We start from the raw sequence: 26,385 nt of genomic DNA on the forward strand, positions 1-26,385 counted from the left end.
ACTTGATAAAAACCGACCAATATTTCATTTCAATATGGGTCGGTTTTTTTCTTCTTAAATTAGCTTTAAACGTGAATCACGCTGAAGTTCTAGCAATTCAAACGTATAATCAACCTCATTTATTATGGCGATTAAGGATCGGTACGCATGGAACTTCGACATTTGAAATATTTCGTCTCAGTTGCCGAAGAACTTAATTTTACGCGTGCTGCAGAAAAACTTTTTATAGCGCAGCCCTCTTTAAGTCAGCAAATTAAAGATCTTGAAGCGGAATTAGGTACATCCCTGCTGATTCGTAAAAGCAGAAGCTTATCACTCACAGAGGAAGGAGAAACTTTTTTAAAAGATGCTCGACATATATTGAAACTTGCTCAAGACGCCAAACACAAGATTCAAATTATGGCGAATACCAAGAAAAATAAATTAAATATTGGCTTTTTACCTGTGGCAGAAATGAAAATTTTTCCCTATGTCATGCCTATTATTCGTGCACAACAGCCTGATTTAGATATTCAATTTCATAGTTTGAGCTGTTTACATCAAATCCAAGCACTTCGTGATCAAAAAATTGATGTCGCATTCACTCGCCAATGTATCGATGATGAACATATTGCCTCTATCGAATTGTTCAGTGAGCCCCTGATCTTGCTGATTCCTCGTCATTCAGCCCATGCGCATTTAGACTGTATTTCAAAACAGGATTTAATTGCCCAAAAATTTATCATGAGCGAGGAAACTGCCTCACCGATTTTGTTCCAAAAAATTCAAAATATTTTTGAAGCCCTAAATACATCTATTCAAGTTGCTCAATACTCGAGTAATATTTTAATGAATATTAATCTTGTAGCGATGCAAGTCGGTTGGACCATTGTTCCAAAATATGTTGAAAGCTTGCTCAGTGAAAATGTCTTAATTAAGTCAACTGAAATTGATTTACCGAATATCAGCTTATATTTGAGTTTCAGAAAACAAGATCAAAGTAAGCATTTGCAAACTGTGAAAAATATTCTAAGCCAACACTTTCATTGTCATATTTTTTAAAACTTTGAACGCTATTTTAAAACTAAAAAACCTGCAAATTTGCAGGTTTTCTTTTAGATTAGTCTTAAACTTTTTGATTAAACGCCAAGTTTATCAAATAGTTTTTGGCTGAGCTCTTCGCTCGTCTGAGGAATACTTAAGCCCGCCACAAATTTATCTGGTCTTAAAAATGCCATCGAGTATTGAGTGCGACCAAACCACGCACGAATCGCATGCTCTGTATCCCCAAGTGTCAATATTTCATCATCATGAGCATCAGTTTTCAATTGTTCAGGTGGAACGACTTTAATAAATTTCACACCCAAGGCTTTCCATTTTTGAATACTTGTTGGTGTGAGTCCCCAAGTCGGATCTACTCCCCAAGCAATAATAGCAAAGCCTTGACCAATAAAATCATCCAGTAATTTCACATGACCTGTGCTATCTTGCATTTTAGGTTGAATAAACATTTTACCGATTGGTGATGTCTTATTGACCTGTCCAACCAAAATACCAGATTTATATTGTGGCATTGGCTTAAAGCGCATTTCCAACAAATATTGTTTAACTGGTTTAATGTAATTTAGAACATATGAAATAGCATCACGCGCAGTACCTTGCCATTTTTTAGGCGGAGCTAGCACATGGCCTGCTGTAACAGATAAATCAATCATCGCTTTGGCATGATCATGACGCTCTTCTTGATAAGAATCTAGAACTTTAGCATCTACTTTACCTTGTACGACCATAGCCAGTTTCCAAGATAAATTGAACGCATCACGCATTCCACTGTTATAACCCTGTCCCTGCCATACTGGCATAATGTGCGCTGCATCTCCCGCAAGTAAGATACGCCCTTCTTTAAATCTACTGGCAATACGTGCATTATGGGTATAAACACGATTTCGGATCACATCGATATTTTCAGTGTTTGGTAATACTTTGGATAAAAGTTTAGCCATGTTTTCAGGTTGGCTAAGTTGCTCTTGCGTCTCCCCTGGCATCACCATAAATTCAAAACGACGGATACCATGTGGTAAAGCCGCTGACACATATGGACGTACTGGATCGCAACATAAGTAAATATGTGGTGTCGCCAATGGATCGTTTGCAATATCGACAACAATCCATTGGTTTGGTGCAGTCTTACCTTCAAAAGGAATATTCAACATACGGCGAACGTAGCTATTACCTCCATCACATGCCACAAGATACTTTGCAGTTATATATTCAATTGTTTTATCTTTATTTTGGATTTGAACTTCAACTTGATCTTCAGTCTGCTTAAAACTTTGAAGTTGACGAGAAAAAAGTACTTCCACATCATCAAAACGTTCTAAACCTTCCAATAATTCTGCATCAACATAAGGTTGTACGAATGCGTTACGACGAGGGAAACCAAACTCACGTGTTTTAGGTTGAATATCTGCAAAACAACGGCCTGAAGGCGTAAGAAAACGCATCGCATGATCAGGAGTGGTATGCGGCAATACTTTGTTGATCAAACCAATCGATTGCATTGTTCTTAGAGATTCATCATCAATACCAATTGCACGAGGATAATCAATCAATTGATCGAGCTGTTCAATCACTTTTACTTTTAAGCCCGCAAGGCCAAGGCCGTTCGCCATCGTTAAACCGACTGGGCCTGCACCAAGTACGATCACATCTGCTGAATAAGTGTTGGTCTGTGACATGGTCAATCTCCTCTAATATTCGCATTAGAGAGGATTTTCAGCATAGGAAAAAGTTATGCTAAGGTCTTATGAAATTTAAGAAATTGTCACGTTTACTTCAATTCCATCAAAAAACCTTAATTTATGTCGCTCATCTATAGCTTTTACCTATAGTTGAATTTGTAATTCATCTACAAAATATCTTAGTAAATAGGCTCGAACCATACTATTCAAGCTTTGAATCAGTTTTACAGTATAATCAGGGAACAACTTTAATATTTTTTGCTTCGCTTTGAAGCCATGGAATCCCACTATGACGAAACGTGTTACCGTCCCGATTGCTCTCGAAAATCGTGCTCATGCAGGTAATGCCGCTGCTCAATTTGAACTTGCTGAACTTTATATGACGAGTGAACACGATGAAGACATTGCGCTTGCAGAAGAATGGGCTTTACGTGCTGGTCAATTGGGTCATGTCGAAGCGATGTACTGGTTAGGGGAAGGTTATACCCATTATGCAAAAGAAGTTTTAGAAGAAGATCCTGAAGATGCAAAACTAAACTTTGAGTACGGTTTTAACTGGCTCACGCAAGCTAGTAAACATCAACATGCTGCTGCAATTTTAGAGCTCGCAGGTTATTATCGTCGTGGTAATGTGGTCGAAAAAGATGTACAAAAATCTGTTGAATTGGTGACTCAAGCCGCTGAACTTGGTGATACTCAAGCAATGCGTGATTTATCTGCCATCTATGCACATGGTTTAGGTGTGGATGTAAACGAGGAAAAAGCTGATTATTGGCAGGAAAAGGCTCAATCAAGCACTTAAGATAAATCTCGTTTTTGACTCAAAAGCCTTCATGATTGAAGGCTTTTTAATGAACTACTTTAGATCTTTTTAAACTATAACATACCTTAAAATAGCAACCCACTATAAGATAGTGACTTACTTTTAGATATTAATTACCTTCAGCGATGATGGCTTGTCTACAGATCCCGTCTACTGCCCTTTGCTGTTCAAATACTTTTTTAGGCATTGGTTCAAAGCTATCAAAAAAGCAGATTTCTTCTTCATTGATGTCATATACCAATGAATGATTACCAATGCCTTCTAAAGTATCGTAATACACGACCACGAACTTATTGGCATCAAATGCGATTTGAATATCTTGATAGCTGATTGCGGGGGATATTTTTAGCGCAAGTTTTTCAGCTTCTAAATAGCTTTGCTTTTCTTGCTCTTGAAGTGCATTGTCTTCATCTGTGGTAAATTCCACATCTAAGCCAAATTTTTTAAGTCCCACCGCTAGACCGATCGTGGTCGTTCCATCACCTTCTACATAACCACAGACTTCTTTAAGTTGTTCAATATCTGGGTCTAACCCAAGATGTTGAAAGAGCATCCATACGGCATAAATACCAGCATTGGCTTCTAGATTGGCGAGTTCTTCGGGAATTTCCATCAAAAATATATATTATTTATTGAGCTATCAATTATAACAAATAATCTTCTTCAAAATTTAAGAAATTAAATACAAAATTCAAGCTCACTCATCTAAAAGTTTCAAAAAGTCTGGACATTGTAAATGGTCATCGTATGGACATTTTTCAACGTGTGTCAAAATTAAGAGTAAGTTATTTAAAGTCTCAATTTTATCTTTGATTTCGTTTTTTGCTTCCCTAACTTGATCTCTTTTAATTTTAATTTTTTCATGATCAATTGCCATATTTTTAATTTGGCTCAGCGTCATACCACCATTTTGGAAGATCTTGATTAATGAGATATTCTGTATTGCTCGGGATGAATACTGTCTTCTAAGCCCTTTCCTTCCAATAGATCGAATAAGTCCTTTTGATTCATAAAACCTAATCGTGGCAGTTGAAGTATTTGTCCGATCAGCTAGATCACCTATATCTATTTCCATTAATGCACCTTGACTTCAAGTTAGCTTTAAGTTGCACACTAGCATGACTTAAATTAGAGAGTCATCCTTTCATGAATATTTTAATTTACATTTTAGCCTTAGGCCTAAGCGCTACTTTAATTATGGATTTTTTAGGTTGGGCAAGAGCGATGATTTTTAAAATCCCCTCATTTAACTATGCTTATTTGGGTAGGTTTTTCTTTTTAGTTAAAAATAAAAAATACGTATACAGAAATATTACCGAAGCCCCTGTACACAAATTTGAATACATTACGGGTTGGGTATTTCATTATATAATCGGTATTTTTTTCGCTTTAATTTATACTTATATCGATAATTCACATACTACTTTGGAAGCTTTTATATCTTCTATTTTATTTGGACTTTCAACTGCTATTATCCCATTTTTGGTGATGCAACCTATTCTTGGATTTGGTTTCTTTGCGAGTAAAACGCCCAATCAATGGATCAGCATAAAAAATAGCTTAGTGGCACACTTAAACTTCGGAATCGGTTTATTTATAGCCCAAATTATTCAATCCTACATTTTCTCAACATCACACTAATGAAAGCTTGATAGATTGAATGATAAAAATTTTAAATTAAATTTCTAATACGTTGCCAAAATGAATAAATCAATCAAAGACAAAATTATTCGAATTTGTGATGAAAAAATCGATCGGAAGGGAGAATCTGTAGGTTTGTCATTTTATGCTTTCTTTTCAAATAAAAATAATGACCCCGATGCACTCATGGAAGTAGCTCATTGGTGGATCATGAAACATAAACTTGACCACTTTGAAAAAGCACAGAAAATAAAATCTCTAATATCATCGGAATTTGAAGTTGACGCGATTTAATTGAAATACTTTGAATCACCAATAACCAACTTAACATTGGAAATTCGCAAGTTTAGAAGTACAATACTCCGCTAGTCGAGGGATGCTGCGACGTTTTACAAGTATAAAATGTAAAAGCGCCAGGCTCGACGATCGGTTAGTCTTTTTCTAGACAGACCAACAACGGCATCCGCGAACATAATGATCAATTTTTGTTTTTTATAAGGAGATCGTGATGAACGCGGTTAATGCTTCATTTACAGATTATAAAGTTGCCGATATTTCACTTGCTGACTACGGCCGTAAAGAAATCAAACTTGCAGAAGCTGAAATGCCAGCCCTTATGGGTCTGCGTAAGCGTTACTCTGCGGCTAAACCACTTGCTGGTGCTAAAATTTTGGGTTGTATCCACATGACAATCCAAACAGCTGTTCTTATCGAAACTTTGGTAGAACTTGGTGCTGAAGTTCGTTGGACATCTTGCAACATTTTCTCAACTCAAGACCACGCTGCTGCAGCTATTGCAGCTTCTGGTGTTCCAGTATTTGCTTGGAAAGGCGAAACTGAAGAAGAATATATGTGGTGTCTTGAACAACAAATTAATGTAAATGGTACGCCTTGGGATGCCAACATGATTCTGGACGACGGCGGTGACTTAACTGCGCTTGTTCATGAAAAATACCCAGAAGTACTCGCAAAAATCCACGGTATTACTGAAGAAACAACAACAGGTGTTCAACGTCTTCTCGAAATGTGGAAAGACGGTTCATTGAAAGTACCTGCGATCAACGTAAATGACTCAGTAACTAAATCTAAAAATGACAACAAATATGGTTGCCGTCACTCTCTAAACGATGCCATCAAACGTGCAACTGACATGCTGTTATCTGGTCGTCGTGCACTTGTAATTGGTTACGGTGATGTAGGTAAAGGTTCTGCGCAATCGCTTCGTCAAGAAGGCATGATCGTACGTGTTTCTGAAATCGATCCAATCTGTGCAATGCAAGCCTGCATGGACGGTTATGAAGTAGTTTCTCCATACAAGAATGGCGTACAAACAGGTAAAAAAGAAGACGTTAACGCTGACCTTCTTCAAAATACTGACTTAATCGTAACAACGACTGGTAACTACCACGTTTGTGACGCTGCAATGCTTGATACATTAAAAGCAGGTGCAGTAGTTTGTAATATCGGTCACTTTGACACTGAAATCGATACCAACTACTTACGTGGTTATAAATGGGTTGAAGTTAAACCACAAGTTCACCAAGTATATCGTTCAGAAAATGAAAATGATTACCTCATTCTTCTTTCTGAAGGTCGCTTAGTAAATCTTGGTAATGCAACTGGTCACCCATCACGCGTGATGGACGGTTCTTTTGCGAACCAAGTTTTAGGTCAAATGCACTTGTTCGCAGAGAAATTTGCTGATCTTCCTGAAGATCAAAAACAAGCAGCGATTCGTGTTGAACTTCTTCCTAAGAAATTAGATGAAGAAGTTGCTGCAGCAATGGTTGCAGGTTTCGGTGGTGTTCTGACTCAATTAACTCAAGAACAAGCGGACTACCTTGGGGTTGCTGTTGAAGGTCCATTCAAATCTGACGCTTATAAATACTAATCTTTGAACAAGCAGGCTGAACAGCCTGCTTTTCTTTGAATTCTATTTTGCTGAAATAAGTACAAAGGATTTGAACATGTCTAAACAGATTCCAATTTCTTTTGAGTTTTTCCCAACCAAAACTGATGCAGGTGCGGAAAAACTTAAGGTTGTTCACCAAGAACTGCAGTTGCTGAATCCAGAGTTTTTCTCTGTGACTTATGGTGCAGGTGGTTCTACACGTGAACGTACACTTTCGACTTTAGCTGATTTTAATGGCAAAGGCACGCCTGTTGCTCCCCACCTCTCTTGTATTGGTGATAGCAAAGAACGTATTGCAGAATTACTGGATTTATATAAATCTCAAGGGATTGACCGTATTGTTGCACTACGTGGTGACTTACCTTCCGGTCAAGTTGGCTTAGGTGAATTACCGTATGCTCAGGATTTAGTACGCTTTATCCGTGAACATTCGGGTGACCACTTCCAAATTGAAGTTGCAGCTTACCCTGAAATGCATCCACAAGCAGATAACTTTGATTTAGACATCAAACGCTTTTGTGAGAAAGCCAATGCAGGTGCAAATGCAGCCTTAACTCAATTCTTCTTTAATCCAGATGCGTATTTTTACTTTGTAGAGCGCATTCAAAAAGAAGGTGTGAATATTCCTGTTGCGCCGGGCATTATGCCAATTACCAATGCAAGCAATCTCATTCGTTTTGCGGATGGTACCGGTGCCGAAATCCCTCGTTGGATTCGTAAGCAACTTGCGGCTTATGGTGATGACACTGCTTCAATTAAAGCCTTTGGTCATGAAGTGATTGTGAAGCTATGTGAACGCCTCATTGCTGGTGGTGCGCCAAGCTTACACTTTTATACGATGAACACCACTGATCCAACTCGTCAACTTGTAAAAGACCTCGGTCTAGCATAAGTCTCCTGACTTCTTTTATCGACAGCTTAGGTTCACTTTATTTGATGTAGGGACTGAAGATAAAAGAAGTTTTTATTTTACCGATTTTAGAGTAATGCAGATGCCTCGTTTTTTTATTGAAGCAGACCTTAATGTAAATACAACAGTTGAACTGACTGAAACTGTATTTCATCATTGGGTCAAAGTTTTACGTGCACAAGTCGGTGAAAAAGCGACCTTGTTTAATGGTCAAGGTGGCGAATATCAAGTTGAATTAACTGAAGCCAATAAAAAAACAGGCTCGGTTCTAGTTCAAGAATTTAACCCAACCAATCGCACACCAAACTTTAATGCCTTACTTGGTCAAGTAATGAGTAAAGGTGACCGCATGGATTATGCTATTCAAAAAGCAGTTGAGTTAGGCGTATCTGAAATTCAACTTCTCACCTCTGAACGTTGCGAAATGCGTTTAAAGTACGACCGTGATCAGAAAAAACTTGATCATTGGCAAGGTGTAGCAATTGCAGCTTGCGAGCAGTGTGGAATGAATATTGTTCCAAAAATATTAGCTCCACTCCCTTTGGCACAATGGTTAAATAGCACACTCCCTGAAACGAAATTAGTCTTAGCCCCCAATAAAGATGAGGTCGATGTGTTAAATGATGCCTCCTCAAATATAACGCTACTCATTGGTCCAGAAGGTGGATTAAGTGATGCTGAAATCCAATCTGCAAATCAGCATGGATTTATCAATTGGTGTATTGGTGAACGTGTTTTACGTACAGAAACTGCACCAGTGGTTGCTTTATCGATCTTAAATTACAAATTTTAATAAATATTTTCTCAAAATTCCGTGATTTAACTCACAATAGAATTGATTTTCTTCCAATTAGACAGTACTTTAATGAGAAAAGAGTTGTCGCGCTAAATTTATATTTTTTTAAGTTCGTACTCAAAAATAATACAAATAAAGTAGAAAGAAAATTAAGGTATTGCCAGTTATGAGTGAAGTTCAGGGAGAGCATGTTTCCAACTCTGTACTCGATAGCCAGATCAAAAGTGCGACTTCTAATTTGCATTTTTTTTTAGCGTGGGTGCTCTTTGCCTGCATCTATAATCAACTTATTTACTTCTTTTATTTCAAAAGCTTTTCAATACCTTATACCATTTGGCTCATTATATTTACCGCCATTCTTTTAATCTGTTTTTGCTTTACCCTCTTTTTTAAAAAATCTAATCAAATTAGTATTTTTAACTTAGACATGTGGGCACAATTGGTTTGCTTAATTACTGGAGCTGGTCTAGCTATTGGTATTTATACCGTATTACAGCTTATCCCCGAACATAATCCAGAAGTCAAAGATATACATATGTTGACTTTAGCTGGGTTAATGTTATCTATTGTTTATACTTTTGCTATTGTATTTTTATCACAGCGGTTACGATACTTCCTTTATGTTTTTTTGCCTTCAGCTTCGGCCATAGTCCTCTCCAATTTCCTTTTTTTAGATAATACTCCTGATGTTTTTAGTTTAATCTTTAATATTTGGTTTGGTGTATTACTTATTTGCGCTCTCCTTACCCATAAGATGTACCGCCGTCTTGGAATATTAAATAGTCACAATAAATTCTATTTATCTGAATCTAGAAAACATCTTATGGAGTCATCACTTCTCCAAGAAAAGCTAAAAAATGAGATTGAAAAATCCAAAGAAATTGAAAGCCAATTACAAATGCATAATCAATTACTCGAACAAAAAGTAATTGAACGAACCTACGATATTAATAAGATCAACGATCGACTGCAGCACCATCAAGCTAACCTCGATTTTGCGCATGAAACTGCTGGAATTTCATCTTGGCTATGGAATATTGAGAAAAGAACCATTGAAATTTCAGGCATTAAATATGGTAATCAGGTTTTACATTACCAAAGTGCAACTGATCAAATTAACGAGTTTATTCACCCAGAAGATCAAGAAAATTATCGTAAAGAGCTCCGTAAACATTTAAGAGGAAATACTGAACGTTTTGAAGCACATTATAGAACTAAAGTAAAAGATCAGTGGTTTTGGATTAAAGATATTGGTCGAGTTATTACACGTGATCCTGAAAATAATAAACCTCTTAAAATGGTGGGTATTTTCCAAGACATTGAAAGTGAAAAAAAAGCACAAGAAAAATTGAAATTAGCTTCGAATGTATTTAATCAAGTGGCCCAAGGGGTTTTCGTTTTAGACAATAACTTGTGTTTTTTAGAAGTTAATCCTTATTTTAGTGAATTGGTCAATATCCCACCGCAAGATATTATCTCAAAACACATCTTTGATATTACCAAATCTTCCACATCCCAACTCAGCCAACATCACGCCGATATAACTCAAACGGTGTTACTCACCGGACAATATGATGCTGAGGTCACTGAAGAATTTATTTCAGGAAAAATATTAACCTTGTGGCTGCATATCAATGCAGTTCGTGATGATAAAAATAGAATTTTAAATTATGTAGGCATCATTTCAGATTTGACTGAACGGAAACAAAATCTTGAAAGAATGGCCTACTTAGAAAATTACGATCTACTTACAGATTTACCTAACCGTGTTTATTTTAATTTACAGTTACACCAGTATCTAATTAGTAAATCTAAAATTCTGAGCCATTTTTCTATTATTCGTCTCAACATTGATCGATTTAGACATTTTAATGAGTTTATTAATCATCAAACTGGAGATGAAGTTCTCAAAGAAGTTTCCCGAAGACTGAAATATACATGTTCTAAAGCTGTTCTGATTTCATATTTAAATAATGATGACTTTGCTATGATTTACAACTTAAATCATAGTCATTACACGATCCAACAAGTCGTCGATCAGATCCTTGAGGCCTTTGAAATACCCTTTATCATCGATGGGCAAGAACACATGATTCATGTCTCACTGGGTATCGCAATTTACCCCAATCATGGTAGACAAATTGGTAGCTTAAATAGTCACGCGGAAAGCGCTTTAACAGAAGCAAAAAAACTAGGGGGCAGCACAGCCTATTATTATGACAACAAGCCTGAATCCATTTTTGGCAGTGACATTGAGCTCGAAAGAGATTTACGACTTGCTATAAAAAATCAGGACTTAGAAATTTACTATCAACCTAAGATAGAAAGTAAAACGATGCAAGTGAGCGGCTTTGAAGCGTTAATCCGCTGGAATCATCCAAAGTACGGCATCATCATGCCAGATCGTTTTATACCTATTGCTGAAATGACTAGTCTGATCTCAGATATCGGAAAATTTGTTATTTTCCAGACATGTAAGCAACTTAAAATATGGCATGAATTAGGATTTGATAAGTTACAAATTTCTATTAATGTCGTGGCGCAACAGATCCATCGTGGGGAATTTCTCAATTTTATTGATCAAGCCGTGCTCAAATACTCACTCAAACCCGAGTTTATAGAGTTTGAACTTACCGAGTCATCATTGTTAGATAAATCATCTCATGTTTTTGATTTGTTAGACCAAATTAAGGATAAAAATTTCTCAATCGCCTTAGATGACTTTGGAACAGGCTATTCTTCACTTGCATATCTTGCCGACTATCCTATTGATACACTCAAGATTGATCGCGCCTTTATTTCAAAGATTGGCACTCGTAAAAATAATGCTATTGTCGATGCAATTATTTCAATGGGTAAAACGATGGGGATGAAATTAGTTGCTGAAGGTGTTGAGGATATCGAGCAAATTGAATATTTAAAAAAACAAGGTTGTGATTATTTCCAAGGTTATTATTTTTCGAGACCATTAAATAGCGCTGATAGCACTCAATTTCTGCAAAATGAATATCAATTCTCAAAAATCAAATAAAGGCTAGACCAAAGTCCTAAATATGTATGAAATTTCGACTTTTAACTGTGATCAATGTGCAACTAGTGGTATATTCGAACCGATATAACCAAAAAACCAGCAAGGCTGGAACATTGTAATAACTGGGATTCAGATGGACGATCAATCTTTAAAACAGCAAGCACTCTATTACCACGAATTTCCAACGCCAGGAAAAATCAGCGTTACTCCGAGTAAGCAACTCGTCAACCAACATGATCTAGCATTAGCATATTCCCCAGGTGTTGCAGTGCCATGTTTGGAAATTGAAAAAGACCCTTCTAAAGCAGCGCTTTATACTGCACGTGGTAACTTAGTCGCAGTCGTCAGTAATGGTACTGCAGTACTCGGTTTGGGTAATATTGGTCCCCTCGCCTCTAAACCAGTGATGGAAGGTAAAGGCGTCCTGTTTAAAAAGTTTGCAGGCGTTGATGTTTTCGATATCGAAATTGCAGAAAACGATCCAGATAAAATCGTAGATATTGTTGCTGCTCTTGAACCGACTTTCGGCGGTATTAACCTCGAGGACATTAAAGCTCCAGAATGTTTCTACATTGAACAGAAACTTCGCGAGCGTATGAATATCCCAGTTTTTCATGATGATCAGCATGGAACATCAATTATTGTAGGTTCAGCGCTTTTAAATGCTTTGCAATTGAACGGCAAAAAAATTGAAGATATCAAGATCGTCGCTTCTGGAGCAGGTGCTGCGGCACTATCATGTCTAGATCTTCTTTGTGCGCTTGGTGCTAAAAAAGAAAATATCATTGTTGCTGACTCTCGTGGACTCTTAACAAAAAAACGTGAAGGTTTAGACGAGTCTAAAAAACGCTATGTTCAAGATATCGAAGGTTCTCAGCTTGGCGACGTAATTGCTGGTGCAGATATGTTCCTTGGTCTATCAGCTGCGGGTATTTTGACTAAAGAAATGGTCAAAGTCATGGCGAAGGATCCAATTATCTTCGCGCTTGCTAATCCAGATCCTGAAATTCTGCCTGAACATGCACATGAAGTTCGTGATGATGTCATCATGGCGACGGGTCGTTCAGACTATCCGAACCAAGTGAATAATGCGCTTTGCTTCCCATATATCTTCCGTGGTGCACTTGATGTAGGTGCAACAACCATTAACGAAGAAATGAAGATTGCATGTGTACACGCAATTGCTCGTATGGCACATGTAGAAGCTGATGCTGCATCTTATGGTGAAAAATCTGCATCATTTGGACGTGATTACCTAATTCCACGCCCACTAGATCAACGCTTGATTCTTGAGATTGCACCTGCTGTTGCAAAAGCTGCGATGGATTCTGGTGTAGCGACTCGTCCAATCCAAGATTTCTCCGTGTATCATCAGCGTCTTTCTGAGTTCGTTTACAACTCAGCATTTATGATGAAACCAATTTTTGCTCAAGCGAAAACTGATCCTAAACGTATTGCTTATGCGGAAGGTGAAGATCTTCGTGTTCTTCGTGCTGTTCAAATTGCAGTAGACGAAGGCCTGGCAAAACCGATCTTGGTGGGTCGTACTGCTGTAATCGAAGCGAATATTAAGAAATTAGGTTTACGTTTAGAAAATGGTGTGAATATCACTATCGTTGATCAAGAAACAAATCCTGATTACGAAAAGTTTGCTGATGATTACTATAATCTGATGATGCGTAAAGGGGTAACACCTGAGTATGCACAACGTGAATCACGTCGTCGTTCGACCCTGATTGCAGCGATGTTAGTACGCCACGGCTTAGCAGATGGTATGCTATGTGGTACGTATTCTAGCTACGATATTCATTTAGATTTCGTGAGTAATGTCATTGGTTTAAAAGAAGGTCATAACACTTTCTTTACCTTAAATGCGTTGATGCTCGAAGATCGCAACTTGTTCATTGCAGATACATACATCAATCGTAATCCTACGGCTGAACAGCTTGCTGAAATGACTATTTTAGCAGCAGAAGAAGTCCGTCGTTTCGGTATTACTCCACGTGTAGCATTGTTGTCGCACTCAAGTTTTGGTTCTGACCAGACTGATCCTAGCGCTCAAAAAATGCGTAAAGTGTATGAAATTCTTTCTGAAATCGCACCTGAACTTGAAGTTGAAGGTGAAATGCATGCAGATGCAGCGCTTGATGAAAATATCCGTAGCTTTGCATTCCCGAACTCGCGCTTCAAAGGTTCTGCGAATCTATTGATTATGCCGAATTTAGATGCTGCAAATATTTCATTCAACCTGTTGAAGTCAACTTCAGGAAATAATGTAACAATTGGTCCAATCTTATTAGGTGCGGCTAAGCCAGTTCATATCTTAACACCAACAGCAACTACGCGCCGTGTTGTGAATATGACTGCATTAACTGTTGCAGAAATTCAAGAAGAGGAAAAAAACGCGCTCTAATCCTTTATTTAGGGCACGTTTTGTGACTTGAGAAAACCTCTATTCTGATGCATGATGGTGCTAAGAATAGAGGTTTTTTATGCAAGTTTATTTAGTAGGCGGCGCAGTACGAGATCAGTTGCTCGGACACCCCTATCACGAAAAAGATTATGTCGTTGTCGGTGCAACACCAGAACAACTTTTAAACCAAGGGTTCCAACCTGTTGGTAAAGATTTTCCTGTATTTCTACATCCCGAAACTAAAGATGAATACGCCCTCGCTCGTACTGAGCGTAAATCTGGGCATGGTTATCATGGCTTTGAATTTTTTACCGATCCCTCGGTAACCCTTGAAGATGATTTAATTCGTCGTGATTTGACCATAAATGCAATGGCCATGAATGAAGATGGTGAGTTGTTCGACCCTTATCATGGTTATCAAGATTTGAATCAACGCATTTTACGTCACGTTTCTGATGCATTTGCAGAGGATCCACTACGAGTATTGCGTGTTGCCCGTTTTGCAGCTCGCTATCATCAGTATGGTTTTAAAGTAGCTGAAGAAACCATAGCCTTAATGAAAAATTTGGCTGATTCTGGTGAATTGCAAGCACTTACACCTGAACGTGTTTGGAAAGAAACTTCTCGTGCTTTAATGGAACGTGATGCTGATATTTACTTTGAAGTCCTTCGTCAGTGTGATTCTCTCAAAATCCTCTTTCCAGAAATCGAAGCATTATTTGGTGTACCACAACGTCCTGAATACCATCCTGAAATTGACTGTGGTATTCATACCTTGATGTCATTACAACAAGCTTGTAAAGCAGACTACTCGATGGATGTACGCTTCGCAGTATTAGTGCATGATCTGGGTAAAGCACTCACGCCTAAAGATGAGTTACCTCGCCATATCATGCATGAGGAACGTGGTGTTCAGCCCGTGACTGATTTATGTGAACGTCTTAAAGTTCCGACCCAAACCAAACAATTGGCAATTGCGGTGTGCAAAGAACATCTTAAATGCCATCAGGCGTTTACATTAAAACCAGGAACACTTTGGCGTCTATTACAACGTTTAGATGTATTACGCCGTCCTGAACGTGTTGAGGCTTTTGTACAAGCATGTGAATGTGATGCCAAAGGTCGCTTAGGTCTCGAAGACCGTGAATATCCTCAAGCAAAATATGTATTAGATGCGGTACAGATTGTTCGTTCAATTAAAGCATCTGATTTACCGCCTGAGATCAAAGGCCCTGATATTGGTGAAATGCTGATACAAAAAAGAATCGAGGCTTTGGCGACGCACCGAGAAAAACATCAATCCTTGGTAAACGCATAATATTTACCTCCTGAAACTCAGGAGGTAATCGTATTTTAAAAGAATGATTGTTGAAAATATTTAAAAGAATCAATCATTGGTTTAATGATTGAAGCCACTAATAGTAGCGCCATACTGTAATTGAAAATTTTTAGATGCTGTGGCGTACGCACCAAAGTTTGTAATTTTTCTCCGAGTATTCCCCAAGCTCCCGTGCATGGAATACAGACTAACCCAAACACAACACCCAAAATGATATACCAATAAAATTCACTGCCTGCAGCTAAATAAGTCGTCACCGCGCCCATTGCCATAATCCAAGCTTTTGGATTGACCCATTGAAATAATGCAGCTTGCAAAAAAGTAATGGGTTTCGCTTGAGTTTTATCTAATTCAACTGAGCCTGATTGAGCAATCTTAATAGCTAAATAGATTAAATAAGCAATACCGATCAACTTTAGAATTTCGTAAACCAATTGATTTTGACTCAGTAATGTACCAATTCCTAAACCAACCAAAATCACCATGACCCCAAAACCGATCGCTACACCTAAAATGTGTCCATAAGTCGCACGGAGTCCAAAGTTCACTCCTGAGGTTGCGACCATCAAATTGTTAGGTCCAGGTGTTATGGATGTCACAATTGTATAAATTACAAAAGATAAAAATATAGAAAAAGACATATAGTCGCCTATGATTATTGTTTTAAATCTTCACGTTGAAAAAATGAATTAAATCCAATATTAAATGATAAAATATTAAATTTATCTAAACAAAATACATGAAAGATTAAATTATTTAAACATAGTTCAATTCATACTTATAAATCATGTTTCAATAGCCATGACAATACTGATTAAACCTGTAAATTTAAACCATGATGTTGCAGCGATCGCTGAATTGACTACCCAACTCGGCTATCCAACTCAAACAGAAGTTATGAAAGAACGTTTGATGAGGTTGCAAGCCCAGGAGCGTTATACAACCCTAGTATTTATCGATCATGGACAAGTTGTCGCATATATTGGTTTTGTTGAAGAAATATCATGTGAATGTGCTGATCCGTATTTTCGCATTCTAGTACTCATTGTAGATCAGGCGCATCGCGATAAAGGGATTGGTCAAAAACTGTTGGCTCACGTTGAACATATAGCCAGTCAACAAGGTATTCAAAAAATTGTGGTCAGTAGTGGTAATCGTGCTGAACGATTACCTGCACATCAGTTTTATTTAAATCACGGTTTTAAAGCGTATAGCACGACATTTGTCAAAATATTAGCTCCTCAAGATCGTCCTTTATCCTGAGGATAAAAAATCTTATGAGCGATCAGCAGGAAATGTAATCACTTGCTCTAATTTCATTTTCTCTGTTGCCACCATCAGTAAACGATCGATTCCTAATGCGATACCTGAGCATTCTGGCATTTTAGGCAATGCGGCTAAGAGATTTTCATCTATTGGCATAACATCTAAGCCTAATTTTTCGCGTTCAGCATTATCAGCTTCAAAACGAGAACGCAATACATCTGCATCAATCAACTCATCATAAGCATTTGCTAACTCTAAGCCCTCAATGTAAAGCTCAAAACGTGCTGCAACCAATTCCCCATCTTCATCAACTCGAGTTTTTGCAAGAGATGCAAGTTCTGGTGGAAAATCCGTTAAAAATACAGGCGTATCAAAACCTAAGCTCGGTTCCACCATATGCGAAAATAACAAGTCGATATAACCTAGACGATCATCACCCAGATCTAGATTTAACCCAACACGATTACAACAATCCTTTAATTCCTTTAATGTGGATTTAAGTGGGTTGAGATCTAAGCGATCTATAAATGCATGTTTATAACTTAAAATCGTAGGTCGCACTTCGCCAAAACGATGTGCCAAAGTGACATTGAGTAAATCTGTAACTTCAAACATCAAGTCTTTGAGACTAAAATCAGGTCTATACCACTCAAGCATGGTAAATTCACTGTTATGTTTACGGCCATGTTCATCATCACGAAAAACTTTACAGATTTGATAAATTGGCCCTGCTCCTGCTGCCAACAGTCGTTTCATGGCAAATTCTGGTGAAGTTTGAAGATAGTGCTTTTTCAAATGACCATGTACATGACGGCTTGCCTCAACTGACGCCAAGTGGACATCAGTTACTCCAGCATGAGATAAAATTGGAGTTTCAACTTCCAAAACATCACGTTCTAAAAAAAATTGGCGAATCTGTTGATACATCCTCGCTCTGGCTTTCATGGCAGCAAAATCGCAAGTTGGTAGATAGCTCAGAGAGTCAGTCATGCCTGAGGCCCTCCATGAGCAGCCCATTCACGGCGTAATGGATATGTTTTGCGTAATTGATCAAATGAGGCTTGATCTACTTTCCCATCTTTGAGGCATGCTCTTAAGTTCTGATCATCTCTAAAGATATCGTAGATATGGTTTAATTGAGTTTTCAGCGTGTGCTTGAGATCACTATTGTTAAAATATTGTTCACATGTAGGCAATTGGGTTTCGAACTGTTTTGAAGGTTGATGGCCGAAATGCTGACAGAAAGCATCATAAATCATCTGGGTACCACGCGCTTTACCCTCAAGACTATACCCCGCAATATGCGGTGTCACCAATTGCACAAGATCCAGTAACTCTTCCGTAATGACTGGTTCATGCTCAAAGACATCTAGTACAACTTTACGACCTGTTGCTCGAATATCAGCAATTAAAGCTTGTTCTTCAATGACTGACCCACGGGCAGAATTAATTAAAATTGTAGATGGTTTAAGCTTTTTTAAGGTCTCAGCATTAAACATATGTCGGGTTGCATGCATCCCTGAAGTGGTTAATGGCACATGGATAGAAATTGCATCTGCTTTTGAAAAAACTTCATCTAAAGTGACTTGCTGAATATTTTCTCTTTGTACAAAAGGATCAACCCCGATGACGTTCCATCCCAATAATTTCGCCATATGTGCGAGTCGTGAACCGACATTACCCAGTCCAATAATGGCTAAAGTGAAATCTTGTTCCGCATCTAGCAAATGAGGATTTAGAGCTAATAACGCAGCAATAACATATTCAGAAACAGCTTGGGCATTACATCCTGCAGCATTTGACCATTGAATATTTTGCTGTTCAATTGCTGGAATGTCCAAATGATCTGTTCCGATCGTTGCACTACCCACAAAGGTTAATGCAGTATTTTGAATGAGCGCAGAATTCACTTTCGTCACAGAACGTACTAATAAAGCTTCAGCATTGACCACATCTTCATGCTTTAAGGTACGACCAGCTTTATTATAAATATCGCCAAATTCTGAAAAGAAATAATCTGTGAATGCGAGATTTTCATCTGCAACGATTTTCATGAGCCTACCCATCAAGATTTTAGCATTATGATAACGCTTCTGTGAGGGTTAGGCTATGTGGCTCGCAGCTTGAGCGACTGACTACCAACCACATAGCATCATTCCTAAAATCAATCTAAATAGAACGTTTTTAAAGGTGGATAACCATTAAATTCGACCGAAGCATAAGAGGTTGTATAAGCTCCAGTACTTAACCAATAAAGTCGATCTCCAATGCTCAAGTTTTTAGGTAACTGATAAGGCACTTTTTCATACATGATATCTGTTGAATCACAGGTCGGTCCTGCAAGCACAACACTTGAATGTTCATGTGCTGAATGCATTTTAGGTGTATATATAGGATATTTGATCATTTCACCTAAAGTTTCAATTAGTCCATTAAAGACGCCCACATCCGTGTAGACCCATCGTTTATCATCATGTGCTGATTTATTGGCGATAAGAACAATCTCTGAAACAATCACACCAGCATTACCCACCAACGATCTGCCTGGCTCCAAAAATAATATCACCTGATCATCAAAGTGTTCATCAAGATAGCGTTGAATCTCGTGCGCATAACTTTGAATACTGTCAACATCAGCTAAGTAATGTGCTGGGAAACCACCACCCAAATTGATTAATTGTAAACTGATACCGTATTGGTCTTTCAAAGTATTAAATATTTGCTTCACTACCGTTAAAGCTGAACGCCATACAGTGACATCACGTTGCTGACTACCGACATGGAATGACACGCCAAAGGGTATTAAACCCAATTGTCTAGCTTTCACCATTAAATCAACCGCCATATCTGGATGGCATCCAAATTTACGTGAAAGTGGCCAATCTGCTGTACCTCCCGACTCTACCATTGCCCTGACAAAGACTTTAGAGTTCGGTGCGAATTCGGCAATTTGTGCGAGATCTGCTTCCGCATCGGTAACAAATAAACGGATTCCTTTTCGGTAAGCGTATTCAACGTCTGAAGCTTTTTTAATAGTATTACCGTATGAAATACGATCTGGATGAATTCCACATTCAAGCGCTTTGTCTAACTCATAAATTGATGCAATATCAAAATATGAGCCAAGTTGATCAAGTTTATGAATAATTTCACGACCTGGATTTGCTTTCACTGCATAATAAATATGGGCCTTTGGAAAGCTATTTTGCAACTCAATAAATTGAGTTTGCACTTGATCTAAATCAACAACTAAAAAAGGGCTTTGCTTTGTTTCAGCAAAATTTTGGATTTTTTTCCATTGTTGATCAGAATAGTATTTTTCTAATTGCATGTAAGATCCACTCACGTTAGCGAATAATTTAACGAAAATGGCCTTTGGCTATAAGTACTTTGGCTAGGGCCGTTGATTGTGCATGTGTTGATTTTCAAGGTATGCACATTAGTCTTACATTAATCTCTATTCAATTTAAGACGATCACTCCATTCATTCAACGTTGGCTCCTCCACCAGATCTTGAAATTCAATTTGAAAGCCTTTTTCACGTAGCAATCCAACCAGCGTCATAAGACTGACTGAATCAAGTCCTAACATAAATAAATTATCTTCCTGCTGAATTTCATCTACAGGTAAACTCAATTGATGTGCGACCATATTTTTTAACTCAAGCATGCTTAATTCATTCATGATCATTGCCCCTGACCTAAGGCGTTAATCACAGTCTGAGTATCCATGACTTTTGCACAGCGCCCAGTCGCATACTTTAGTGCAAGATCATGTTCTTCTCGGCTAAAATCCGCCAAGGCATCACCCACCATAAACGCTTGAATATCCAGCATAAATGCTTCCGCAGCTGTTAATAAGCAACCAATATGGGCATATACTCCACAAATCACTAATTGATCGCGATTGGCTTGTTTGATTTGCTGCTCAAAATCACTTTTTTTAAATGCGCTATAGCGCCATTTTGTCAACACAGTGTCTTCATTTTTTGGTTGAAGTGGATCAATAATTTTGGTCAATGCTGGATCAGCTGACAAACCTTTACCCCAAAAATCCGTTAATAGTTGACGATGTTCTTGCGTCTGATCTCCAGGTTGTGCGGTGTAATAGACTGGGATTCCTAGTGCATGTGCCTGATCAATAAGGGCTTTACAATTTCGGATTAATTTCGGAATAGGCGCTTGGGTTTGATCATAAAAATCTAAAAAATACTGCTGAACATCATGTACCAATAAAACCGACCGTGACGCATCTAAAGTCCAATCAACTTTATTAACTGGAAAATCTTGAGCAGATGGCATGGGGTAACTTGCAATACGTGGGATTGCCATATTTTATTTCCTTAGTTAAATCGTGTCTTCGGTGAGGCGTTTTCTGAGTTGTTTCTTTTCGATTTTGCCCAATGCCGTATAAGGCATTTCTTCAATAAATTCGATGCGATCTGGGATCTTATAGGTCGCCAGACCGTATTCTTGAACGAATTGTCTAATTTGCATTTTTAGCCTTGTTTCTGATGCATCTTGGTTGTTAGGTCGCCATTGAATAAATGCACAACTTTTTTCTCCTAACATTGGATCTGGTTGTGCAACCAAGGCGGACAAGATGATTTGTTGGTGTTGATTTAAAACCTGTTCGACTTCTTCCGTCGCGATTTTTTCACCGCCACGATTAATTTGTTCCTTACTTCGCCCTTCAACAATAATATTGCCTTCTGGCGTTAATCGAACTAAATCACCAGTGCGATAAAATCCATCTAAGGTAAAAGCACTTCGATTATGTTCTGAAGCCCGATAATAACCTCTAATGGTATAAGGGCCGCGAGTTAAAAGATGCCCCACCTCACCCAATGGCAGCTCGTGATCCTCCTCATCGACGATTTTTATTTCATCATCTGGACTTATACGGGAACCTTGGGTACCTATAATGACTTCTTTCGGATCATCGTAACGCGTGTAATTCACCAAGCCTTCTGCCATACCAAATACTTGTTGTAATCGGCATTGGTATTGATCAATCAACTTTTCAGCTAAAGCATCTGGCAACCTTGCTCCACCGACCTGTAAGGCCGTTAATTTTTTAAAAATATTTGTTGCGCCATTTTGAACAGCTTCAGCCCATGTTGCTGCTAATGCAGGGACAAGAGCAACATGCGTGATATTGTGCGATTCAATGAGTGGAAATACAGTTTGGGGAGAAGGATCTTTCGCTAAAATAAGTGTTCCACCTGCATAAAATAGCCCCAATGAACCAGCCGAACTCATACTGAAATTATGTGCTACTGGAAGCACCATAAGCATACGGCTTTCTGTATCAAGTTCACAAATATCTGCACTGGCACGAACACTATACAAATAGTCATCATGTGTTCTTGGTATAAGTTTTGGTGTGCCAGTACTGCCCCCTGAAAGTTGAAAAAAAGCCACATGGCGAGCCGTTAATTTGGGCTTTGAAACCATATGATTTTTAAACGATGCAAGATTCGGCCAAGGATCAAAATCGCCTGCATCACCAACGACAATCACTTGCTGTAAAGTCGGACATCTGCGCTGGCACTCTTGCGCTAAGGATCTGTAATCAAAGCCTTGATGCTTATCTGCACAGATATACAATTTAGCATCTGTTTGCTGAATAAAATGACTTACTTCGGCATGACGGTGTGCTGGTAAACTCATCACTGGTCGCATCCCTATCCGCAAAGCTGCAAAATAAGCAATAAAAAACTCTGCTATATTTGGCATTTGAATCACAATAGCATCTGCCAGCCCATAGCCTAGTTTAGTCAAGAAGACTGCAAATTGTTCAATATTTTGATTCAGCTCTTGATAAGAATACTGGCGATCACCACAAATCAATGCCACCTGATTGGCAAATTTCTGGGCTGATTCTTGAAAAAATTCAGAAATGGTTTGACCTTTCCAATATCCCTTTTGAATGTACCGTTCTACGAAATCTTCTGGGTATGGCACGATACCATCCCAGAGCAAAGACTCGTCATTTACATTTGCATTCATTTTATTCCCCATGATTTAAGTGCTGAGAATCTAAACCCAATGCATTTAACATCGTTTTAAATTTCACGATGGTTTCTGACAGTTCACTGTTCGGCTGTGAAGCTTCAACAATTCCTGCACCCGCATAAAGACGCGCATAATGGTCAAAGATACGCCCACAACGTACATTCACTGCCCAAGCACCATTCCCTCGGGCATCACACCACCCCATAGTTCCTGCGAATAAGTTACGGTTAAAAGGCTCTAGTTCCGAAATCAACTGGCGAGCCATAGGGGCTGGTTGTCCACAGACTGCTGGCGTTGGATGTAAAATTGAGACCACATCAAAGATATGTTGCTCTGGATCTTTCAACGTTCCCTGAATTTTGGTCGCCAAGTGCCAAACCGCCTCTGTTTTAATCAGTGAAGGTGATTGTGGGATATTGAGCGTTTTGCACAAGGGAGAGAGTTGATCTGCAATGGCTTCGATGACCACGGCGTGTTCATGCTGATCTTTTTGCGAAGCAAGCAATTTTTCAGCTTGTTGTTGATCCAGTGTTGGATCTGAATGACGTGCTAATGTTCCTGCAACTGGATGGCTAAACAAATATTCATTTTGCTTCGCAACGAGAAGTTCTGGACTTGCCCCCATAAACCAACCAGATTGTTTTGGGTTTTGGGCCAATGCAAATGTGTAGCCATCAGGATTAGAGGCCAACAACTGGTAAAATAAATCAATAATATTAATTTTGTGTTGGGTTTTAAGATCAATTGCCCGAGCCAACACTGCTTTTTCTAGCGGTGATGACCTCATCAATTCAACCAATTTGACGACTCCAGCAATGTATTCCTCTTGTGCTGGGATGAGAGTCGCTTGCACTTGATCATCAAGAAAAGACTGAGCCGAATGATCAATGCGCTCATTTACAAATGTGTTTTTTGCTTCCGCAATCGAGATTTCTGGTAAATCTCGATGATCAAAAGGCAAGCTCCCGACCAAAATAAGATCTTTATTCGCTGTTAATTCGATTTTTTTTTGTAGTGTAGATTTTGCTTGTTCGAGCCACTGTGCTTGCTGCTGATTAAAATTTAAATGAGAAGCTCGATCAAATTCGATATGTTCAATTAACTTTTTACTTGAAATGGTCCCCGTTGGCGTTGCGAACACGAAGCCAGGTTGATTTTCCTCAATTAACTCTTCCTTTTTTATGCCTATCATATTTTGAAAAACTGACGGTTCTATTGGCAACATATTTGTTCTCACGATTATCTGTTCGCACTGCGTGCATCAAACTTTCAACATTCACAAAAGGACAACCTCTAGGAGTTGAACGCAACCAATATAATAATTATTATTCCCAATTGAAAATGATTATCGTTTCAATTTGTTAATAAAATTAAAGGATACTTAAATGGGTTTATATATCGTGACGGGTGCAGCCAGAGGAATTGGCGCTGAAATTTGTCGTCAACTATTGCAGAAGGATCATCAAGTCATTGCAATTGATCGGATCGATGACATCAATCAATGGGAACTTTTTAAATTAATTCCTGAAGCATCACTCAACCATCTAGACCACATCAGCTGTGACATTCGTAAGACCAATGAGATTATTCAGCACATTGAAAATTCTATACTTTTTAAAGGCACGATCACGGGTTTAGTGAATGCTGTAGGAGTCTTAGAAATGGGATCTTTATTAAATACATCTGTTGAACAATGGCATGAAAATTTGTCGATAAATTTCATTGGCCCTGCCGAACTTAGTCGTTGGGTCGCTCACCAAATGATTCCGCAAAGAGAAGGTGCGATTGTGAGCATCAGTTCAAATGCAGCCCTCATTCCAAGAATGAATATGGGTTTGTATGCAACGACCAAAGCTACAGTGAGTCACTATTTTAAAAATCTTGCGTTGGAACTCGCGCCTCACAATATTCGCTGTAACTTAGTTTTACCTGGCTCAACCCTTACACAAATGCAAAAACAACTATGGACTGAGGATCGCCCTCCAGCAGGCATTGTCAACGGAAATCTAGAACAATTCCGAAATGGTATTCCATTGCAAAAGATTGCTGAGGCTGAAGATATTGCCAATGCCGTGATGTTTTTACTTTCAGAGCAAGCACGCCAAATCACAATGCACGAATTGGTGGTTGATGGTGGAGCAACTTTAGGCGTGTAACAGCCCTATTGCCCATTCAAAGGATAAACTGCCAGACTATTCTGGCAGTGGTTTGTGAATTTGAAGTTGTTCAAAAACAAGTTCTGGTTGAGCTAACCAAGTTTTCATCATCTCCATAAAATCATACCAATAAGCTTTGAGACTCGGCACATCATAAAGCTCTTTATGTCCGTCAACAGCGAGATACAATCGTTCAATACCATCAACAAACTTATTGGTAATCGCGGTATCAAAGTCTTCAATTGGGCCAGCGGATATGGTTGTTTTTGTTAACTTACACCCTTCGAAATGTTCAGGTAAAGGATAAGGAATCCAATTCACAATAGGTCCAAATAAGATATTTTCATAGGGATCAAAATCTTCTAATACAAATCGCATTTGCTCAAAATAGCTTTGCTGATGCGGTCGAATTTCGGCAAACCTTCTCGTTAATAATAAAATGATTTCTTTTAAGTTTTCCTGTCCAGTAATGCCCAACCTTAATGGCAGGATATTCATGACTAAGCACGGAATACGCATAGATGAAGTTCCCAACCGAGACATAAAAGGTACCCCAAAGCATTGTTGAGGATCTTTAGACTGTTTCATTAAATAACTCATCATCACCGCCATAACGATAAGAGCACTGGGCAATTTTAATTCAGTTGCTAATGCATTTAATTGTAGCTGTGTAGGCCAATCAATTACCTCTTCATAACGTGGCCCTTGTGAAAATGGTTCTTTTAATTTTCGTTTAAGTCGTTTCTTAGGGGCTTTCTCATACGAAAAATTAGCCTTCCAAAAGTCCAAATCTTTTTTAGCTTTTTCAGAGTGAAGGTAGTGCTGTTCTTCTACAATAAACTTTTCATAATGATCGAACCCTTTAATTTTTAATTCAGTACCATTTTTGAGAGATTGATAATAATCAATAAATCGGCTAATCATCAGTCCGTAAGCGTAGCCATCTAATGCAACGTGATGCGCTTTAAAAAATAATCCATACTTTTGCTCACCTAAGTGTGCAAACACATAGTCATATAAATGACCCGATTCTAAATTAAATGCTGGTTCTACTTCTTTTTCAGCCCACGTTAAAATTTCCTCTTCATCAAGCTGAGATAAATCAACGAAGCTAGGTTTCCGTATCGTCACATCATCTACTCGATAGACGTGTTCGCCCTGAACTAAAGCTCGCCAATGAAGCGATTTAGCTTCCTTTAATGTCAGATAAACTGCTTTTTGAAAAAGCTCTCGATCTAATGGTCCCTCAATAACCAACCACTCCGCCGTATGAAAAGGATAACTGCCATGATAATGATGTCCTTTCCACATACTGTGTTGTGCACGAGTTAATAGATCATGGGATTCATTGATTTGCATAA

Annotated in this window: 24 protein-coding genes; 12 read left to right on the forward strand and 12 right to left on the reverse strand. The window is 38.4% G+C overall.

The annotated features are described in order from the left end of the window. The first annotated feature begins 147 nt into the window (after positions 1–147). A complete protein-coding gene (locus tag AC1M9H_RS04425) occupies positions 148–1,041 on the forward strand; it encodes a LysR substrate-binding domain-containing protein (protein ID WP_481612843.1) in 894 nt (297 codons plus the stop codon). Between the two features lie 77 nt (positions 1,042–1,118). On the opposite strand, the gene AC1M9H_RS04430 is transcribed toward AC1M9H_RS04425, so the two are convergent. Further along, positions 1,119–2,717, reverse strand: a complete 1,599-nt coding sequence (locus tag AC1M9H_RS04430; RefSeq protein ID WP_481591311.1) for a bifunctional 3-(3-hydroxy-phenyl)propionate/3-hydroxycinnamic acid hydroxylase — start codon at positions 2,715–2,717, stop codon at positions 1,119–1,121. A 292-nt stretch (positions 2,718–3,009) separates the two neighbouring features. On the opposite strand from AC1M9H_RS04430, the gene AC1M9H_RS04435 reads away from it, so the two are divergent. Continuing rightward, entirely contained in the window at positions 3,010–3,522 is a 513-nt protein-coding gene (locus AC1M9H_RS04435) for a tetratricopeptide repeat protein (protein ID WP_035265647.1), read from the forward strand. A 130-nt stretch (positions 3,523–3,652) separates the two neighbouring features. Here AC1M9H_RS04435 and AC1M9H_RS04440 read toward each other — a convergent pair whose 3' ends face one another. Further along, entirely contained in the window at positions 3,653–4,156 is a 504-nt protein-coding gene (locus AC1M9H_RS04440) for a cysteine peptidase family C39 domain-containing protein (protein ID WP_481612844.1), read from the reverse strand. Between the two features lie 84 nt (positions 4,157–4,240). Beyond that, complete coding sequence (locus AC1M9H_RS04445; protein WP_092766006.1) at positions 4,241–4,618, reverse strand: MerR family transcriptional regulator; 378 nt, start codon at positions 4,616–4,618, stop codon at positions 4,241–4,243. 71 nt (positions 4,619–4,689) lie between these two features. On the opposite strand from AC1M9H_RS04445, the gene AC1M9H_RS04450 reads away from it, so the two are divergent. From AC1M9H_RS04450 to AC1M9H_RS04485, 8 genes are all read left to right on the forward strand, one after another. After that, a complete protein-coding gene (locus tag AC1M9H_RS04450; RefSeq protein WP_481589729.1) occupies positions 4,690–5,184 on the forward strand; it encodes a DUF2938 family protein in 495 nt (164 codons plus the stop codon). 60 nt (positions 5,185–5,244) lie between these two features. Further along, positions 5,245–5,478 (forward strand): DUF6500 family protein, encoded by a 234-nt coding sequence (locus AC1M9H_RS04455; RefSeq protein WP_481609399.1) that lies wholly within the window; start codon positions 5,245–5,247, stop codon positions 5,476–5,478. A gap of 214 nt (positions 5,479–5,692) precedes the next feature. After that, a complete protein-coding gene (ahcY, locus tag AC1M9H_RS04460) occupies positions 5,693–7,075 on the forward strand; it encodes an adenosylhomocysteinase (protein WP_481588499.1) in 1,383 nt (460 codons plus the stop codon). A gap of 76 nt (positions 7,076–7,151) precedes the next feature. After that, positions 7,152–7,988 carry a methylenetetrahydrofolate reductase [NAD(P)H] gene (metF, locus tag AC1M9H_RS04465; protein ID WP_481612845.1) on the forward strand — a complete coding sequence of 279 codons (837 nt, stop codon included), beginning with the start codon at positions 7,152–7,154 and terminating at the stop codon, positions 7,986–7,988. A gap of 100 nt (positions 7,989–8,088) precedes the next feature. Then, positions 8,089–8,799 (forward strand): 16S rRNA (uracil(1498)-N(3))-methyltransferase, encoded by a 711-nt coding sequence (locus AC1M9H_RS04470; protein WP_481612846.1) that lies wholly within the window; start codon positions 8,089–8,091, stop codon positions 8,797–8,799. A 169-nt stretch (positions 8,800–8,968) separates the two neighbouring features. After that, a complete protein-coding gene (locus AC1M9H_RS04475; protein ID WP_481591307.1) occupies positions 8,969–11,833 on the forward strand; it encodes an EAL domain-containing protein in 2,865 nt (954 codons plus the stop codon). A 133-nt stretch (positions 11,834–11,966) separates the two neighbouring features. Further along, complete coding sequence (locus AC1M9H_RS04480; protein ID WP_180027499.1) at positions 11,967–14,246, forward strand: NADP-dependent malic enzyme; 2,280 nt, start codon at positions 11,967–11,969, stop codon at positions 14,244–14,246. Positions 14,247–14,325: 79 nt separating this feature from the next. Continuing rightward, positions 14,326–15,564 (forward strand): multifunctional CCA addition/repair protein, encoded by a 1,239-nt coding sequence (locus AC1M9H_RS04485; RefSeq protein ID WP_481611939.1) that lies wholly within the window; start codon positions 14,326–14,328, stop codon positions 15,562–15,564. Positions 15,565–15,599: 35 nt separating this feature from the next. Here the strand turns inward: AC1M9H_RS04485 and AC1M9H_RS04490 are convergent, their stop codons facing one another. Then, positions 15,600–16,226 carry a LysE family translocator gene (locus AC1M9H_RS04490; protein WP_481589723.1) on the reverse strand — a complete coding sequence of 209 codons (627 nt, stop codon included), beginning with the start codon at positions 16,224–16,226 and terminating at the stop codon, positions 15,600–15,602. Positions 16,227–16,386: 160 nt separating this feature from the next. Here AC1M9H_RS04490 and AC1M9H_RS04495 point away from each other — a divergent pair, with 160 nt between their 5' ends. Continuing rightward, positions 16,387–16,848 carry a GNAT family N-acetyltransferase gene (locus tag AC1M9H_RS04495; RefSeq protein ID WP_481607084.1) on the forward strand — a complete coding sequence of 154 codons (462 nt, stop codon included), beginning with the start codon at positions 16,387–16,389 and terminating at the stop codon, positions 16,846–16,848. Between the two features lie 12 nt (positions 16,849–16,860). Here AC1M9H_RS04495 and epmA read toward each other — a convergent pair whose 3' ends face one another. The 7 genes from epmA to AC1M9H_RS04530 form a co-directional block, all read right to left on the reverse strand. After that, on the reverse strand, positions 16,861–17,841 hold the full coding sequence (epmA, locus tag AC1M9H_RS04500) for an EF-P lysine aminoacylase EpmA (protein ID WP_481612847.1): 981 nt from the start codon (positions 17,839–17,841) through the stop codon (positions 16,861–16,863). Next, the gene (locus AC1M9H_RS04505) at positions 17,838–18,905 is read right to left on the reverse strand and encodes a 4-phosphoerythronate dehydrogenase (RefSeq protein ID WP_481612848.1); all 1,068 of its coding nucleotides are present in this window, start codon (positions 18,903–18,905) and stop codon (positions 17,838–17,840) included. The genes epmA and AC1M9H_RS04505 overlap by 4 nt, the downstream gene beginning before the upstream one ends. A 110-nt stretch (positions 18,906–19,015) precedes the next feature. Further along, positions 19,016–20,182, reverse strand: a complete 1,167-nt coding sequence (locus AC1M9H_RS04510) for a type III PLP-dependent enzyme (protein WP_481596789.1) — start codon at positions 20,180–20,182, stop codon at positions 19,016–19,018. Between the two features lie 119 nt (positions 20,183–20,301). Next, positions 20,302–20,535 carry a phosphopantetheine-binding protein gene (locus AC1M9H_RS04515; protein WP_481612849.1) on the reverse strand — a complete coding sequence of 78 codons (234 nt, stop codon included), beginning with the start codon at positions 20,533–20,535 and terminating at the stop codon, positions 20,302–20,304. Between the two features lie 2 nt (positions 20,536–20,537). Then, positions 20,538–21,182, reverse strand: coding sequence for an isochorismatase family protein (locus AC1M9H_RS04520; protein WP_481612850.1), 645 nt, complete (start codon positions 21,180–21,182; stop codon positions 20,538–20,540). A 15-nt stretch (positions 21,183–21,197) separates the two neighbouring features. Continuing rightward, a complete protein-coding gene (locus tag AC1M9H_RS04525; protein WP_481612851.1) occupies positions 21,198–22,862 on the reverse strand; it encodes a (2,3-dihydroxybenzoyl)adenylate synthase in 1,665 nt (554 codons plus the stop codon). 1 nt (position 22,863) lies between these two features. Then, entirely contained in the window at positions 22,864–24,093 is a 1,230-nt protein-coding gene (locus AC1M9H_RS04530; RefSeq protein ID WP_481612852.1) for an isochorismate synthase, read from the reverse strand. A gap of 160 nt (positions 24,094–24,253) precedes the next feature. On the opposite strand from AC1M9H_RS04530, the gene AC1M9H_RS04535 reads away from it, so the two are divergent. Then, on the forward strand, positions 24,254–25,024 hold the full coding sequence (locus tag AC1M9H_RS04535) for an SDR family oxidoreductase (protein WP_481595609.1): 771 nt from the start codon (positions 24,254–24,256) through the stop codon (positions 25,022–25,024). Between the two features lie 36 nt (positions 25,025–25,060). Here AC1M9H_RS04535 and AC1M9H_RS04540 read toward each other — a convergent pair whose 3' ends face one another. Beyond that, complete coding sequence (locus AC1M9H_RS04540; RefSeq protein ID WP_481612853.1) at positions 25,061–26,383, reverse strand: condensation domain-containing protein; 1,323 nt, start codon at positions 26,381–26,383, stop codon at positions 25,061–25,063. Positions 26,384–26,385: the final 2 nt, after the last annotated feature.

Source organism: Acinetobacter sp. ANC_7512 (genome assembly GCF_056779935.1).

What these genes read in the sequence shown, in the direction of transcription:
- AC1M9H_RS04425 (WP_481612843.1), top strand. Translation starts at nt 148, where the DNA reads ATGGAACTTCGACATTTGAAATATTTCGTCTCAGTTGCCGAAGAACTT.
- AC1M9H_RS04430 (WP_481591311.1), bottom strand. Translation starts at nt 2,717, where the DNA reads ATGTCACAGACCAACACTTATTCAGCAGATGTGATCGTACTTGGTGCA.
- AC1M9H_RS04435 (WP_035265647.1), top strand. Translation starts at nt 3,010, where the DNA reads ATGACGAAACGTGTTACCGTCCCGATTGCTCTCGAAAATCGTGCTCAT.
- AC1M9H_RS04440 (WP_481612844.1), bottom strand. Translation starts at nt 4,156, where the DNA reads ATGGAAATTCCCGAAGAACTCGCCAATCTAGAAGCCAATGCTGGTATT.
- AC1M9H_RS04445 (WP_092766006.1), bottom strand. Translation starts at nt 4,618, where the DNA reads ATGGAAATAGATATAGGTGATCTAGCTGATCGGACAAATACTTCAACT.
- AC1M9H_RS04450 (WP_481589729.1), top strand. Translation starts at nt 4,690, where the DNA reads ATGAATATTTTAATTTACATTTTAGCCTTAGGCCTAAGCGCTACTTTA.
- AC1M9H_RS04455 (WP_481609399.1), top strand. Translation starts at nt 5,245, where the DNA reads ATGAATAAATCAATCAAAGACAAAATTATTCGAATTTGTGATGAAAAA.
- ahcY (WP_481588499.1), top strand. Translation starts at nt 5,693, where the DNA reads ATGAACGCGGTTAATGCTTCATTTACAGATTATAAAGTTGCCGATATT.
- metF (WP_481612845.1), top strand. Translation starts at nt 7,152, where the DNA reads ATGTCTAAACAGATTCCAATTTCTTTTGAGTTTTTCCCAACCAAAACT.
- AC1M9H_RS04470 (WP_481612846.1), top strand. Translation starts at nt 8,089, where the DNA reads ATGCCTCGTTTTTTTATTGAAGCAGACCTTAATGTAAATACAACAGTT.
- AC1M9H_RS04475 (WP_481591307.1), top strand. Translation starts at nt 8,969, where the DNA reads ATGAGTGAAGTTCAGGGAGAGCATGTTTCCAACTCTGTACTCGATAGC.
- AC1M9H_RS04480 (WP_180027499.1), top strand. Translation starts at nt 11,967, where the DNA reads ATGGACGATCAATCTTTAAAACAGCAAGCACTCTATTACCACGAATTT.
- AC1M9H_RS04485 (WP_481611939.1), top strand. Translation starts at nt 14,326, where the DNA reads ATGCAAGTTTATTTAGTAGGCGGCGCAGTACGAGATCAGTTGCTCGGA.
- AC1M9H_RS04490 (WP_481589723.1), bottom strand. Translation starts at nt 16,226, where the DNA reads ATGTCTTTTTCTATATTTTTATCTTTTGTAATTTATACAATTGTGACA.
- AC1M9H_RS04495 (WP_481607084.1), top strand. Translation starts at nt 16,387, where the DNA reads ATGACAATACTGATTAAACCTGTAAATTTAAACCATGATGTTGCAGCG.
- epmA (WP_481612847.1), bottom strand. Translation starts at nt 17,841, where the DNA reads ATGACTGACTCTCTGAGCTATCTACCAACTTGCGATTTTGCTGCCATG.
- AC1M9H_RS04505 (WP_481612848.1), bottom strand. Translation starts at nt 18,905, where the DNA reads ATGAAAATCGTTGCAGATGAAAATCTCGCATTCACAGATTATTTCTTT.
- AC1M9H_RS04510 (WP_481596789.1), bottom strand. Translation starts at nt 20,182, where the DNA reads ATGCAATTAGAAAAATACTATTCTGATCAACAATGGAAAAAAATCCAA.
- AC1M9H_RS04515 (WP_481612849.1), bottom strand. Translation starts at nt 20,535, where the DNA reads ATGAATGAATTAAGCATGCTTGAGTTAAAAAATATGGTCGCACATCAA.
- AC1M9H_RS04520 (WP_481612850.1), bottom strand. Translation starts at nt 21,182, where the DNA reads ATGGCAATCCCACGTATTGCAAGTTACCCCATGCCATCTGCTCAAGAT.
- AC1M9H_RS04525 (WP_481612851.1), bottom strand. Translation starts at nt 22,862, where the DNA reads ATGAATGCAAATGTAAATGACGAGTCTTTGCTCTGGGATGGTATCGTG.
- AC1M9H_RS04530 (WP_481612852.1), bottom strand. Translation starts at nt 24,093, where the DNA reads ATGTTGCCAATAGAACCGTCAGTTTTTCAAAATATGATAGGCATAAAA.
- AC1M9H_RS04535 (WP_481595609.1), top strand. Translation starts at nt 24,254, where the DNA reads ATGGGTTTATATATCGTGACGGGTGCAGCCAGAGGAATTGGCGCTGAA.
- AC1M9H_RS04540 (WP_481612853.1), bottom strand. Translation starts at nt 26,383, where the DNA reads ATGCAAATCAATGAATCCCATGATCTATTAACTCGTGCACAACACAGT.